This is a genomic window from Nitrobacter sp. 62-23, from assembly GCF_001897285.1.
Lineage (GTDB): Bacteria > Pseudomonadota > Alphaproteobacteria > Rhizobiales > Xanthobacteraceae > Nitrobacter.
This window is the reverse complement of the sequence record NZ_MKSM01000131.1, coordinates 1-14,064: the sequence shown is the minus strand read 5'-3', so window position 1 is coordinate 14,064 and position 14,064 is coordinate 1. Positions and strand designations below refer to the sequence as shown.

Genomic DNA, 14,064 nt, shown 5'->3' with positions numbered 1-14,064 from the left:
CTTATGAGAGTCTGTTTGAAATGTTTGCTTTCCGGGTGTCCCGCGCGCGTTGCAGCATGAAGTGACACGGCGCAGACCCCGGATCGTTGCAGAAAACCTCGCAAAGACCCCGGCTCAGCGGCGCAGCGTTTCACACAGCGCTGCGTCCGGGGAACGGCCGGGACGTGCCCGGTGACTTTCCAAACAGGCTCTGAGAACTCGGAAGGGTCGTCCGCTTCGGGGGTTAAGTGATGCGGCGAAACGTCAGCGGGGAGCGGTCGAGCGCGCTGACCGGCCTCTACGTCGAGGCAGGTCCCTGGTCGCGATCCAGAGCAAGCGAGCAGGAACATGGCCCGTCAGAACCACGCAAAAGCATAACTGCCGTGCAAGTCCGAAAAAGACGGCTCAATAGGTGATCTTGAGCGGGAGCTTGCGAGCCTGCGCGATCAGATCGCCGATCGATTTTTCCGACGGTAATACGCTGACGAACCTGCGCTTGGTGTTCACGGCCTTCATCGCCTGGGCCAGGCGGGCGGGATTGCGATGCGTCAGTTCGCGTACCGTGGTAACGCCGGCTGCGCGCAGCAGCTTGGTCTTGCCGTTGCCCATTCCGGGGATGCGCATGTAGTCGGCGAGATTGGCCCACTCCAGGAGTTGCTGTTCGCTAAATCCGGTCTTGGCGGCGAGCGCCTTGCGCCCTTTCGAGGTACTGGCCGCCTCCAGGTAGGCATCGGTCGTCCTGATGCCGACGGACCTCAGCTTTTTGGCGTTGATGGCGCTCAGACCTTCGAGCTTGGAGATCGGATATGTCATGGCGCTCAGGAATACGAAGGTGCTTGAGGCGAGAAGGCGAGGCAACGGCGTGCCGGCAGAGATCGCGCCCGTTCGGTCGTATTGTCCCTGCCGGACCTCGCACCGATCGATGATTGAACCTTGCCGGCTGGACCATCGTTGCGCTGAAAGTCCGGAATCGTGCCGACGGTTACGCGCGCGACAGCGGCATCGGTGCCAGCTCTCGCGGCACACCGCCCGACCAGTTCGTTCATGGTACCCCGCCTCCGCCGGTTGCTCGCCGGCTCATTGTTTATGATTTCATCTTGCTACTCCTGCGATGCGAAATACAAGCGACGAGGCATAACAAACGGCGATTGAACTTAAATCGCGTGACGAGTGTTGCCGAGATGCAAGACCGAATGTTCGATTCACGCATAAAACGGCGCGATGGCTCGCCATTGCAGGAGAGGTGCATAGCTACGACATGATCCGCATCGGTTCAGCGTGATGATTTTAAGCGTCGCGCGCGACCGTTCGCTGGTTTCAATCGGTGCGAAACATGAAGTAGAATAAGACTGCTCGACGACGCGATCACGAAGAGGCGATCATGGCGGAAACCGCGACCGGGATCGGCGATACCGATCACAGTATTTTCATCGGCAAAGGCGAGCAGCCGGCATGGCTGACCCTGGGGCTCGCCAATCGACACGGTCTTGTCACCGGCGCCACGGGAACCGGAAAAACCGTATCGCTTCAGGTCATGGCGGAGGGATTTGCGCGCGCCGGCGTGCCGGTGTTCGCAGCCGACATCAAAGGCGACCTGTCCGGCATCTCCGAGCCCGGCGAAGCCAAGGATTTCATCCTCAAGCGCGCCAAGGACATGGGGCTGACTTTCCAGCCCGATCAGTTCTCGACGATTTTCTGGGATGTTTTCGGCGAGCAGGGCCATCCGGTGCGCGCGACCGTCTCGGAAATGGGCCCGCTGCTGCTGTCCCGCATGATGGATCTGAACGACGTGCAGGAGGGCGTGCTCAACGTCGCCTTCCGCGTGGCGGATGAACAGGGGCTACTGCTGCTCGACATGAAGGATCTTCGAGCCATCCTCTCCTTTATCGCCGAGCATGCGGCCGAGCTGACAACGCAGTACGGTAACGTTTCGAAACAGACGGTCGGAACCATCCAGCGCCAGCTTCTGGTGCTGGAAAACCAGGGCGGCGACAAGTTTTTCGGCGAGCCCGCGCTGTCGTTGGACGATTTCATGCGGACGGATCGGGACGGGCGTGGGATGATCAACATCCTGGTTGCCGACAGGCTGATGCAAAGCCCGAAACTCTATGCGACGTTCCTGCTGTGGATGCTGTCGGAGCTGTTCGAACATCTGCCCGAGGTCGGCGACCCGCCGAAGCCGAAGCTGGTGTTCTTTTTCGACGAAGCCCACCTCCTGTTCAATGACGCGCCCAAGGCGCTGATGGAGAAGATCGAGCAGGTGGTGCGCCTGATCCGCTCCAAGGGCGTCGGGGTCTATTTCGTCACCCAGAATCCGATCGACGTTCCGGACAAGGTGCTGGCCCAGCTCGGCAACCGGGTACAGCATGCGCTGCGCGCATTTACGCCGCGCGACCAGAAGGCAGTCGCGGCCGCCGCGCAGACGTTCCGGCCCAATCCGAAGCTGAACACGGCGCAGGTCATCACCGAGCTCGGAAAGGGCGAGGCGTTGGTGTCGTTCCTGGAAGGCAATGGCACGCCGGCCGTGGTCGAGCGTGTGATGGTGCGACCGCCGTCGGCGCGGATCGGCGCGATCACCCCCGAAGAACGCAAGGCCATCATGGCTAACAGTCCGGTGAAGGGGAAGTACGACACCGCGATTGATTCCGAATCCGCTTACGAGGTGCTCCAGAAGCGGGTCGCCGGGACCGCGGCGACCGCGGATGCGCCGGCCGAAGGCGGAATTCTCGGCCAGATCGGATCGATTGTCGGCACCGTGTTCGGGACCAACACGCCGCGCGGTAAACTCTCGACGGGACAGGTGGTCGCGCGCAGCGTCACGCGCACCGTCACCAACAAGGTGGTGGGAGGAATCGTCTCCGATCTCGGCAAATCGGTCGGCGGCTCGCTCGGAGGATCGGTCGGTCGCGCGCTGGTACGCGGTGCGCTCGGAGGACTGCTGCGGCGATAGCGCGCCGGCAGCGGTTTGCAGGCGGGGCCGCTTCTGATAACGCAAGGCGCTCCGAAGATGTTGCCGCGGCGATAACGGAAAAACGCTCGTGCTGAGATGGCCATCGCTCCGGCGACCGCTGGATGTCCTGTTTCTTGCAGCCTGCATCCTGCTGACGGCCGACGTCCTGGTCCCTGAGATCTGGGGGCACGGCAAGACCAAGGACTATCCGCTATGGTACTGGGCCGGTCAGCAGGTCCTGCAAGGCGGCGATCTGTATCCGAAAGGATCGAACGAGGGCTTTGCCTTCCTGTATCCGCCGTTGTCGGCGATCCTGCTCGCCGTACCGAGCTGGTTCGGAAAAATCCCGCTGTATCTCGCGCTCTGCCTTCTCAATGCCGCCGCATGGTGGATGACGGCGCAACTCTCCAACGCCATGACCGGATCGGGCAGAACGCCCGACCCGTGGCTTGAGGCGCTGCCGGGCATCGTGACGATCACCTTCGTCTTCGATATGTTCGATCTCGGTCAGCCCAACCTGGTCCTTCTCGCCATGATGCTGCTCGGCTTCCGCTGGCTCTGGCAGGAGCGTGCATGGCTGTCGGGAGGCATGTTCGCGCTCGCCGCGGCCATCAAGGTCTTTCCGGTCGCCGTGCTGCCCTACCTGCTATGGCGCCGCCGCTGGGCCAGCGCGACCAGCATGGTCGCGTGCCTCGGCATTTTCCTGTTTCTGGTGCCGGCGCCGATCCGCGGCTTCGAGCGCAATGTCTCGGAGCTTGCTACATGGTATCGCGGCATGGTGGGCTCGAACTCGGAGCAGGGGTTCGGGCAGCGCGACGCCCAGAATTGGTCCTGGGTCAACCAGTCCGTCATCGCCGTCACGCATCGCCTGGTGCGCCCCGTGAATTACAACCAGATCGATCCGGCCAAACCGGCGCAGTACATGAATGTCGTCGATCTCGATTACAAGGCGGCGAACTGGATCGTGCTGTCCGTCTTTGCCGCGCTCGGGCTGGGCTTCATCGGTATCATTCCGGCGCGCTCGAAGATGACGTCGAGGTCGGCCGCCGAGGAAGTCGGAATCCTGTTCTGCCTGATGACGATCGCTTCGCCCCTGGCGCGTCAGTATTACTTCGTGTGGCTGTTCTTTCCGGTCACCGTGCTGTTTCATCGCGCCGCGTTCGATCCCCGGTCCACGGCGCGGGTGATGTCCGGCGCGGCGCTCGGACTGTCGTTTGCGCTGATGGCGCTGTCGCTGCCGTTTTTCCCGAAGATTCTTCAAGCCGCCGGAAATAACCTCGCTGCGACGTTTATTTTGATCGCCGCCTTGGCGTGGCACATCCGTCGTCCGTTATCGGCGAGCGATCCGCATTCGTCCGCGCTAGCAGAAAAAGCCGAGAAAAAATTCTGAAAGATACGACCCGCAACGTAAGGGAAAACAAAATGTCCGGCACATCCCAACTGCAAACGGTCCTCGACCACATCGATGCCGATTTCGACAACAGCCTGGAGCGGCTGTTCGCGCTGCTGCGCATCAAGTCGATCTCCGCTGATCCGGCATTCGCCGGCGACTGCAAGGCGGCGGCTGATCATCTTGCCAAGGATATCGCGACGCTGAAATTCGCCGCCGAGGTCCGCCCCACCGCGGGCCATCCCGCGATCGTCGCCAAAAGCAACGGCAACACCGGGTCGCGTCCGCACGTCCTGTTCTATGGACATTACGACGTCCAGCCGGTCGATCCGCTGGATTTGTGGCATCGGCCGCCGTTCGAACCGGCGGTGACGAACCATGCCGACGGCCGCAAGATCATCGTGGCGCGCGGGGCGGAGGACGACAAGGGCCAGTTGATGACGTTCGTCGAGGCCTGTCGCGCCTGGATGTCGGTGGCGGGTTCGCTGCCGCTCGACGTGACGATGCTGATCGAGGGCGAGGAGGAGGTTGGCTCGAAAAACTTCGGCCCGTTCCTCGAACAGAACAAGAGCGACCTTGCCGCGGACTTCGCCCTGGTGTGCGATACCGGCATGTGGGATCCCGACACGCCGGCCATCACCACGTCGCTGCGCGGACTGGTCTATGAGGAAGTGATCATCAAGGCGGCGAACCGCGACCTGCATTCCGGCCTTTTCGGCGGCGGCGCGCAAAACCCGATCCGGGTGCTGACCCGTATCCTCGGCGGTCTCCATGACGACAACGGCCGCATCATGATTCCCGGCTTCTATGACGGCGTGAAAGACCTGCCGGACGACATCCGCGCGCAATGGGCGAAACTCGATCTGACGCCGGACAGGATGCTGAAGCCCATCGGCCTCTCGATCCCCGCCGGTGAAAAAGATCGTCTGCTGATCGAGCAGCTACTGTCGCGACCGACCTGCGACATCAACGGCATCGTCGGCGGCTACACCGGCGAGGGCTCCAAGACGGTGATCCCGGCCCAGGCCTCGGCCAAGGTCTCGTTCCGCCTCGTCGAAGGTCAGGACCCCGAAAAGATACGCGACGCCTTCCGCGCCTTCGTGAAAGAGCGCGTGCCGGCGGACTGCTCGGCCGAGTTCCTCGACCACGCCGGCGCGCCCGCGATCGCGCTCGACTGGACCATGAAGCCGCTGGCCGCCGCGAAGCGGGCGTTGACCGACGAATGGAACAGGGAGGCGCTACTGATTGGCTGCGGCGCGTCGATTCCGATCGTCGCGGATTTCAAGAAGACGCTGGGGCTCGACACCGTGCTGGTCGGCTTCGGCCTGGAGGACGACAATATCCATTCGCCGAACGAAAAATACGACCTGAAGAGTTTCCACAAGGGCATCCGCTCATGGGCGCGGATCCTTGCGGCGCTGGCGGAGGCACCGCGCTGAAGCGATCCTTATGCGCGCGTGAAAACGCCGCCCGGGATTGGACGGCGTTTGACGTGATGTGCAGAGGGTGATGGCGCGAGCCTACATCAATTCCATCGTTGGGCAAGATATGGAGTTGCTTCGCCCGCAGCCCGCTCAAATACTGGATTCGATCAAAATCATCGTGATCGAGCGCGTTGTGGTCATTTTTTTCGCCCATGGCTCGTCGCCGGCTCGTTCGGATTGAACCATTGGCGCCCCTCGATTGTTGATTTTTGCCGCCATATCCGGCACTGCCGGCGACGAATTGGCGGCTGGCGAGGCGCATCCAATGCCGCTATCGTCACCGGCTGGCGCGAGGCGGCGGAGCTTGAGGGATGAGAATGCTTTTGGTCGTGGGGATCGGCGTGTTCGTGGCCGGTCTGGTGGCCGCCGCCTTCGGACTTCCTGTCAAGGAGTTCTCCTTCGGCAATACCCTGATCCTGTCCGGCGCGGTCGTTTCCTGCACCGGACTGATCATGATCAGCCTGTCGCTTGTGGTCCGTGAGTTGCAGGCGGCGACGGACCGGCTGTATTCCGAAACGGCTGCTGCCGATCGCGGCGTCAGTTTTCCCGCGTCAATTCCGCCGGGCAGGGGCGTCGGGGACAACTTTCCGCCGTGGGATGCCGATCAGGGCGCGCTGAACGCGGGAAGCGGTCCGGCAGGAATGCCGTCCGCCCGATCGGCGCGCTGGCAGGCGGATACGCCCCGTGATCGCGTCGCGGCCGGTGCCGTTCCGGACATCGCCGCGCCGGAGTTCCCGGCGCCCCCCGGTACGACGTCTTCACCGAAACCGCGGCGCAATTTCCTGTTCGCGTCGTCCATGAGAGAAGAGCGGGAGCGGGTGGAACCGACCGCTCCGGGGGGCTTGTCTCCGCCTGCGACGCGCGCTCCGGCGTCCGAGGTGTCGCGGATGTCATTTGATGACGCCCGGGCGCGGCCGGAGCGGTCGCGCCCCGAGCCCAGCAGCGCACCGCCCGCGTCGGCATCCGCCGGCGACCGCGGTGCCAGTTCAACCGGCCTTCACGGCCAGACTGCTTCTGCGGTCAGCGTGCTGAGGTCCGGCGTCGTCGACGGGATGGCCTATTCGCTTTATTCCGACGGTACGATCGAAGCGCAACTGCCGGAGGGCATGATGCGGTTCGCGTCGATCGATCGACTGCGCGCGCATCTCGATCTGGGATCCGACCGGCCCTCCCGAGTCTGATCCAACGGCGTCGAGTTCAGCCTCATCCTGTCCGAAAACCGGTTTCCACTTTTCGCGATCGTACTCTGATAAATTCGCGCGCGTGCGTGCCGTTCTTGCCCTGCCGGCCTTGTCATGCCCGCGGCAATCCGCTCATACTTACCGTGTAAAGGCAGGTTTTGATCGTCATTCCGAGCGTATCGATGCTGCTTTACGACCGGACAATTGAGATCATGAGCGATACAGCAGGCAAGAGTTTTCTCGATCTCACGGCGGAGATCGTATCGGCCTACGTCAGCAACAACACGACACCGGCATCGGAAATTCCCGCGCTTATAAGCCAGGTGTATGCCGCGCTGACCCGGGTGTCTTCCGGCCGGGGCGAATCGCCGGCAGAGCCGGCCAGGCCCGCCGTTCCGGTCAAGAAATCGATGACGGCCGACTATCTGATCTGTCTGGAAGACGGCAAACGCTTCAAATCGCTCAAGCGCCATCTGCGGACGCAGTACAATATGAGCCCCGAGCAATATCGGGATAAGTGGAAGCTGCCGGCGGATTATCCCATGGTGGCTCCGAATTATGCGGTGACGCGGTCGCAACTGGCCAAAAACATGGGACTTGGCCAGCAGCGCCGGCGGCGGAAATAACGCCAACAATCTTCGGCCGAATTATTCCTCGGGGCTTGACCTGGGGGTGGAATAACGGCCGGCGTGAAAAATGCCGTCCAAACAAAAATTGATTCCGGTGGAACCGGAAAATATTCCGCCTTTGGGGTGATCCCATATTAGGAATAATATCTGAATCACCCGAGGCGACTCGGCCTGATGCACTGTTTTCTTTGAAAAATGCTATCCTCGGGGATAGAAGGAGCTTGTAGGATATATGAATATAATCCTATAAAAGGAGGCTCCTTCCATGCTTCTAACCTGTCCGATCACGCCGCCCGCAATCGTCCGGCCGCCGCCTCCAAAGAAGATCTGTCACGGCATCGTGGCGCTGGTGGCTGACGAATTCGGGCTCGATGCCGCAAGCCTCATGTCGCCCACGCGCGGCTCTCCGCGCGCCGCATACGCCAGGCAGGTCGCGATGTACCTGGCGCATGTCGGTTTCGCCCTGAGTTTCGAAGCGATCGGACTTGCCTTCGACCGCGACCGCACCACGGTTTCCCACGCATGCCGCGTTGTCGAAGACAGCCGCGACGACGAGCAACAGGACCGCCGTCTCGCGCTGCTCGAAACGAAATGCGCGGCGCCCGGTGCCCGCCTCGATGGAACGCCCCATGTCGGCCTCTGATCGCGGCGTCGGCAAGTCGACGCGTCGGCCGAAGAGCCGCCAGACCGAAGTCGTCGATCGGTTTCGCGCGCAGCATCTTGCGCTTGCCGAACGCGAGATCATGACCGATGCAGGCGTTGTGACCGTGATGGCCAACGACAGCGAGAGTCCGCTCGCCTGGCTGGCGCGCCGCAAGGGCCGCGATGGCTGTGCGATGATCAGCCGCGATCAGTTTGCGGCCGGCGAACGGTTGCGCGCGGATTTCACGCGCGGGAATCTGACGCCGCGGGTGACCTCGAACTGGTCGTCGCCAACCGGAGGACGGCCGCGCGGATCCGGAGCAGGCCCTTGCGAGATGACCGATCTGATTATCGCGTCGCGGCAACGGGTACGGCTGGCCATGCAGGCGTGCGGACCGGAATTTTCCGGCCTGCTGATCGATGTCTGCTGCTTTCTGCGCGGGCTTGAAGATGTCGAGCGCGAGCGCGGCTGGCCACCGCGATCTGCGAAAGTCGTATTGCAGCTGGCGCTGGACAGGCTGGCTCGGCACTATGGCCTGGGGAGCGCAGGACGAGCCGAGGCGAGCGCGCACGTCCGGACCTGGCTCGCAAGCGACGCAGCCTTTACTGTCGGATAGGCGGGAGCCTGATGAATGACGGCCGGATCGGCTGTTCTATCCCTGCGAACCAGCGGGTCGGTCGGCGCGAAGCGCCGCCCGGTCAGGCCGCGTCGGCCAGCGCCTCCCGCGCATCCCTGCGAATGCGCTCGACCATGGCGCGCAGTCCGTTGGAGCGTTGCGGCGTGAGATGCTCGCGAAAGCCGAGTTCGTCAAAGACGGCGATGGCGTCGGTATCGAGAATCGCCTGCGGCTTTCGGCCGGAATAAAGCGTCAGCAGGATCGCGATCAGGCCGCGCACGATATGCGCGTCGCTGTCGCCGACATAGGCCAGCACCGGATCATTGTCGGTGTCGCGGGCGACCTTGAGCGACAGCCAGACCTGGCTGGTGCAGCCCTGAACCTTGTTCGCGGCGGAATGTTCGGCTTCGCTCATCGGTTCGAGGGTGCGTCCGAGTTCGATGACGTACCGATAGCGGTCGTCCCATTCCTCCAGCAACTCGAAGTTGTCCCTGATCTCGTCGATCGTCATCCAGGTCCAGTGTCCGTATGTGTGATTATCGCAAGCCCTATATAGGCCCGCTTGAGGGTAAAATCGATATGGGCGCTGCGATCCCTTGCGGAAATTGTTCCGTGCCAATGGGGCGGCTTAGAGTGCCGCCTTCTCATCCCGCACGAGAGTCTGTTTCAACTGCGTTGAATCAGTCTCCTCGCTTATCTTTTTGTTTGAGCGTGATCTTTTCCTGAAAACCGGTTTCCACTTTTTGGGATCATGCTCTAATTGGCGGGGACTGAGGCTGGGGCGCCAAGATTCCATTCCGCCTGCAAATCCTCCGGTGTCAGCGTGTCATGCCGCGCATCCTCGGAACCTGCTTCCGCGTTCGACGCCATGGCCCCGATCGAGCTCGTATGATCGGGGGCGCGCTTGTCGGTGATGATCCGGTACAGCTTTTTCGCGCCGTCCTGCGCGCGCTGTCCGATCGCGGCCGCGGCTTGGCCGCCGACCTCGCAAGCGGCCGGCTGACGCGCGCAGAAGTGACTCATGTCGGAGACGGCCGCCGTCGCGGCCGATACGGCCTCGGAGGCTTTGATCTGGGGACCCTTGTTCGCCTCGGGCGCGTTGTCCCTCGGCAGCAGCACGAGCACCAGCCCGAGCCAGAAGGCCATGCGAAGCAGGAAAAACATGTCGCGTCCCTATGTGCTTTTCACCCTGTTGCGTTGAATTCCGCAATCTGTCCCCTTCCGTATCAGGTGGTGCTGAATCACAGGTGTGTCCGCAGTCTTTGCCGCGAAGAAAATCATGCGAGCGGCGGCGGAACTCGATTCGGTGTAAATTTTCGATTGATGCGGCGGCTACAGCATGCTGGAAACCTCGCGTTCACCATTCTCGTCGAATGCTGCTGTCGACGCGCGGGAAAACGGCATTTGCGCGCGTTGTTTCGTCACGGACCGGACCGCCTTAGCGTTCGCTTAAGTTCACTCTGACACGTTGCGCCAACGAAAATGGAGGCGTTCCGGCGCGTCTGCTACGACGTCGGCCGAAGCGCGAGCGACGTGGCTGCATTGACCCTTATTCAGGATTGTCTCGACGCCCTGCTGCATCCGTCGGCGCGATACGATGCGTTGACGCGAGCGCGCCATCGGGCGTTCATGGGACCGCGTCTCTTGGGAAGCCTCGTCGCATTCGCGGCGTTTCCCGTCTATCTTGCGATCCGCGGTGCGCCGACGGCGCTGGAAGTGTTGGCGTTCGCCTGGCTCGTCGTTCCGATTCTGCTCGCCTATTTCCTGTCGCGGACCGGCCGTTATGAAGCCGCGCACGTGCTGTCGTCGATCGCGCTCGCCGGCCTTGTCATGATGATCGCGATTGCGACCGGCGGAATCGGATCGTTCGTGGCGATCTGGCTTGCCCTGATTCCACTGGAAGCCGCGCTGTCCGCCTCCCGCCGCGTCATCGGGTTTGCATCGGCGCTTGCGGTCTCGTGCGTGCTCGCGCTGATCGCGATGAGCTACCTCGGCGTCCTGCCGTCGCTCGACTCCGGTGCGACGGCGCACAGCGTCCTGATGGCGTCCGGCATTGCGTCCGCGACGCTGTATGCCGCGGGAATTGCGTTCGGCGCCGAGGCGCTGGCGCGCACCGGAATCTCGCTGCTGAACGTCGAGGAAGGTCGCTATCGCCTGCTGGCGCGCAACATGAGCGACGTGATTTCGCGCCACAAGCGCAATGGCGCCGTGCAGTTCATTTCGCCTGCCGCGGAAGTTCTGCTTGGCGTGCCCGTATCGGAATTGCGGGACCACGGCCTGTTCGAGCGGGTCCACGTGTCCGACCGCCCGGCCTATCTCACCGCGCTTGCGGCGGCTGCGCTCGGCAACGACGCGCAAAGCGTCGAATTCAGGCTCAGGCGCGAGCTCGCGCGGGGTCCCCAGAGAGAGGCGCGCCATCCGGCGGACTTTATATGGGTGGAAATGCGATGCCGTCCGCTCGAGCCGGTCCCCGCCGCAACGACCTCCGAAGAACCCGAAGTCGTTGCCGTGATGCGTGATATCACCGAGCGAAAGCATCAGGAGCACGCGCTGGAATTGGCGCGAGCCGCAGCCGAACGCGCCGACGCCGCCCGGAACCGGTTTCTCGCCACCGTGAGCCACGAACTGCGAACGCCGCTCAATGCCATCATCGGCTTTTCGGAGATGATGGTTCAGGAGGATGCCCTGCTGCTCGATGCGGCGCGCCGCAAGGAGTATGCCCAGCTCATCAACGATTCCGGTCAGCATCTGTTGTCGGTGGTCAACAGCATCCTCGACATGTCGAAAATGGAGTCCGGAAACTTCGAGATCGTGCCCGAGCCGTTCGCGCCGCGCGAGGTCCTGCTCAACAGCAGTAGTCTGCTCGCGCTCAAGGCCCGCGACAGCGGCATCGAGCTCGTCACCCGCGTTCCGGAGGACTTGCCGCAGATCACCGGCGATCCGCGCGCGTTCCGGCAGATCGTTCTGAACCTGGTGTCGAACGCCATCAAGTTCACCGAGCGCGGTGGCCGGGTCACGGTCTCGGCCCGCGTGGAGGGATCGCGTTTGATGCTGCGCGTGACGGACAACGGCGTCGGCATCGCGCAGGAAGACCTCAAGCGGATCGGCGATCCCTTCTTCCAGGCGGGAAAAACCTACCAGCGCCGTCACGAAGGAACCGGACTCGGACTGTCGATCGTCAAGAGTCTGGTCGCCTTGCATCGGGGCGAGATCGATGTGCAGAGCAAGGTGGAGGAGGGGACCACGGTGACCGTCATGTTGCCGCTGACGTTCGTGTCTGAAGTCGAGCCGTCATCGGACAATGTCGCGACGCTGACGCCGGCCCCCCGCGCCGGCAGGCAGGATCACGGTCATCGGGTGAAGAAGAGTGCCTAGACAAGCTATCGGAGGAGATGCGGCGCGGCCGCGCCGTCGCCGCGCGGCTGCCGGGAGAGATGACGCTGACGAGGAACGCGGTCTCGCCATGCGCATCCTGCTGTACAGCCCGAAGGACCTGCTTGCGGGATCGCTTGCTTTCGCCGCCATCGGCGTCATCGTCGCCAACGCCATGTTCTTGCAGGCCGGCCATCATCCGTCGCCGATGTTCGGATCCGCGGTCACGATGCCGCCGGCCCTGCCGCAGGCCAATCCGTTGCCGCGGCCCCGGCCGGTCGAGGCGGATGCGGTCGACGTCAAGCCGGCCGATCCTCCTGCCAATCCCGGCAAACCGACTGCGCCGCATGGCGATCCCGTCGCCGATCTCATCAACGCGACGCGCCGCGTCGCCACGGTCCAGCGGACATTGACGGAATACGGCTACGGCCAGTTGAAGCCGACGGGAACGGTCGGGACCGACACCCAGGCCGCGATCCGGAAATTCGAGCAGGCTCGCCGGCTACCGGTGACCGGACAAATGTCCGACCGCCTCGTTCGAGAACTCGTCGCCATGACGGGACGGCCGATCGATTAGCGCGCGTGAGCTACTTCGTCATTCCCGGGGCGTCGTGAACGACGAACCCGGAATCCAGTGGTCGATAATCTTGGATGACCGGATTCCCCGAGGTACAATTGGGGCAACCGATTGCCGCCGATTGTCCTTCGAGACTTACCGCACTCCGTAACTCGCCACCCGGATGCCGCCGAAAACCCCGAGGCCGGGCGCGAGGAAACCGGTCGGGTTCTGGTAGCGGCGGTCGAAGAGGTTATCGACCCGCGCGAAGAGCTTGACCTGGTCGTTGACGGCATAGTCGCCGCGCAGGTTCACGAGCGTATAGCCGGGTGCGACAATTCCGGAAGCCGAGCCGTCACGCGTGACGTCGATCCAGTTGCTGACACGAAGCACTGTCGCCGACAATGTCAACTGATCGAGGGGGAGCCATGTCGCCGTCACGCTCCACTTGTCTTTGGGCCGGCGCAACAGTTGCAGGCCGGTCGCAGCATCCACGGCGCGGGTGAAGGTGTAATCGGCGCGGATGCCGAAACGCCCGGTGATCTGCGCGGAGACGAACGTTTCGGTGCCTTCGGTGGTCGCGCGGTTGACGTTCACCAGTGAGGTGAACGTGTCGTTATAGTCGATCAGGTTGGTAAGGTCGTTGTGGAAGTAGGTGGAGCCGAACCGCACGCGATCGTTGAACAGAGGCTGTTCGAAACCGGCGTCGTAGCCCGTGCTTTCCTCTGGCTTCAGGTTGGGGTTGGCGAAGAAACCGAAGGCCGGATAATCCTGATACAACTGACTCAGCGACGGCGCCTTGAATCCGGTGCCGTAGCTCGCCTTCAGTTTCGTCTCGGTGACGGGAAGAATGACCGCCGGCGCGACCCGGTAGGTCATATGCTCGCCGAAGCGGTCGTTGGAATCTTCGCGGACATTCGCGACCAGGAAGAACCGTTTCGCAAAAGCCGATTGCAGTTCGATGAAGCCGGCCTTGTTGCCGTTCTGCGCTGTCAGGTCGGTGGTCTCGATGCGATCGGTCTGTTGCTCGGCGCCGACGATCAGGTTGTTGTCACGCGCGATCTCGGCCACCGCGTGCCAGTCGAACTTGAGGCGTTCGCCGGTGGTGATTGCCCCAACCGGATCTCCCGGACTTATGTCGTAAGCCCTGCTGTTGGTGTAGTTGACGCCGAAGTAGTTTTTTAAGCGTCCGTCGAACAGCGACCACACCGCCTCTTCGCGATTGAACAATTGCTGGACGGCGTGCGTGCTCTGCGCGGCATTG

General features: G+C 62.7%; 14 protein-coding genes. 10 read left to right on the top strand and 4 right to left on the bottom strand.

Translation table 11 applies throughout. The annotated features are described in order from the left end of the window. Positions 1–384 precede the first annotated feature (384 nt). Complete coding sequence (locus tag BGO16_RS15780) at positions 385–792, bottom strand: DUF4332 domain-containing protein (protein WP_292619922.1); 408 nt, start codon at positions 790–792, stop codon at positions 385–387. A gap of 568 nt (positions 793–1,360) precedes the next feature. Between BGO16_RS15780 and BGO16_RS15775 the strand changes: the two genes are divergently transcribed. From BGO16_RS15775 to BGO16_RS15740, 8 genes are all read left to right on the top strand, one after another. Continuing rightward, on the top strand, positions 1,361–2,929 hold the full coding sequence (locus BGO16_RS15775; RefSeq protein ID WP_292619920.1) for a helicase HerA-like C-terminal domain-containing protein: 1,569 nt from the start codon (positions 1,361–1,363) through the stop codon (positions 2,927–2,929). An 88-nt stretch (positions 2,930–3,017) separates the two neighbouring features. Beyond that, a complete protein-coding gene (locus tag BGO16_RS15770; RefSeq protein ID WP_292619918.1) occupies positions 3,018–4,319 on the top strand; it encodes a glycosyltransferase family 87 protein in 1,302 nt (433 codons plus the stop codon). A gap of 32 nt (positions 4,320–4,351) precedes the next feature. Then, positions 4,352–5,758: a M20/M25/M40 family metallo-hydrolase gene (locus BGO16_RS15765; protein ID WP_292619916.1), complete on the top strand. Its 1,407-nt coding sequence runs from the start codon at positions 4,352–4,354 to the stop codon at positions 5,756–5,758. Positions 5,759–5,828: 70 nt separating this feature from the next. Further along, positions 5,829–5,984, top strand: coding sequence for a hypothetical protein (locus tag BGO16_RS15760; RefSeq protein ID WP_292619914.1), 156 nt, complete (start codon positions 5,829–5,831; stop codon positions 5,982–5,984). Positions 5,985–6,114: 130 nt separating this feature from the next. Continuing rightward, a complete protein-coding gene (locus BGO16_RS15755) occupies positions 6,115–6,984 on the top strand; it encodes a hypothetical protein (RefSeq protein WP_292619912.1) in 870 nt (289 codons plus the stop codon). 212 nt (positions 6,985–7,196) lie between these two features. Then, complete coding sequence (locus BGO16_RS15750; protein ID WP_292619910.1) at positions 7,197–7,610, top strand: MucR family transcriptional regulator; 414 nt, start codon at positions 7,197–7,199, stop codon at positions 7,608–7,610. 268 nt (positions 7,611–7,878) lie between these two features. After that, positions 7,879–8,256 carry a helix-turn-helix domain-containing protein gene (locus tag BGO16_RS15745; RefSeq protein WP_292619908.1) on the top strand — a complete coding sequence of 126 codons (378 nt, stop codon included), beginning with the start codon at positions 7,879–7,881 and terminating at the stop codon, positions 8,254–8,256. Continuing rightward, complete coding sequence (locus BGO16_RS15740) at positions 8,243–8,872, top strand: DUF6456 domain-containing protein (protein ID WP_292619906.1); 630 nt, start codon at positions 8,243–8,245, stop codon at positions 8,870–8,872. The genes BGO16_RS15745 and BGO16_RS15740 overlap by 14 nt, the downstream gene beginning before the upstream one ends. An 82-nt stretch (positions 8,873–8,954) precedes the next feature. Here BGO16_RS15740 and BGO16_RS15735 read toward each other — a convergent pair whose 3' ends face one another. Beyond that, positions 8,955–9,383 (bottom strand): SufE family protein, encoded by a 429-nt coding sequence (locus BGO16_RS15735; protein ID WP_292619904.1) that lies wholly within the window; start codon positions 9,381–9,383, stop codon positions 8,955–8,957. A gap of 245 nt (positions 9,384–9,628) precedes the next feature. Beyond that, complete coding sequence (locus BGO16_RS15730) at positions 9,629–10,036, bottom strand: DUF5330 domain-containing protein (RefSeq protein ID WP_292619902.1); 408 nt, start codon at positions 10,034–10,036, stop codon at positions 9,629–9,631. Between the two features lie 378 nt (positions 10,037–10,414). Here BGO16_RS15730 and BGO16_RS15725 point away from each other — a divergent pair, with 378 nt between their 5' ends. Further along, complete coding sequence (locus BGO16_RS15725) at positions 10,415–12,247, top strand: PAS domain-containing sensor histidine kinase (RefSeq protein WP_292620002.1); 1,833 nt, start codon at positions 10,415–10,417, stop codon at positions 12,245–12,247. Then, positions 12,240–12,821 (top strand): peptidoglycan-binding domain-containing protein, encoded by a 582-nt coding sequence (locus BGO16_RS15720; protein ID WP_292619900.1) that lies wholly within the window; start codon positions 12,240–12,242, stop codon positions 12,819–12,821. The genes BGO16_RS15725 and BGO16_RS15720 overlap by 8 nt, the downstream gene beginning before the upstream one ends. 135 nt (positions 12,822–12,956) lie before the next feature. On the opposite strand, the gene BGO16_RS15715 is transcribed toward BGO16_RS15720, so the two are convergent. Beyond that, the coding region (locus BGO16_RS15715; RefSeq protein WP_292619898.1) for a TonB-dependent receptor at positions 12,957–14,064 on the bottom strand (1,108 nt) is incomplete at its 5' end.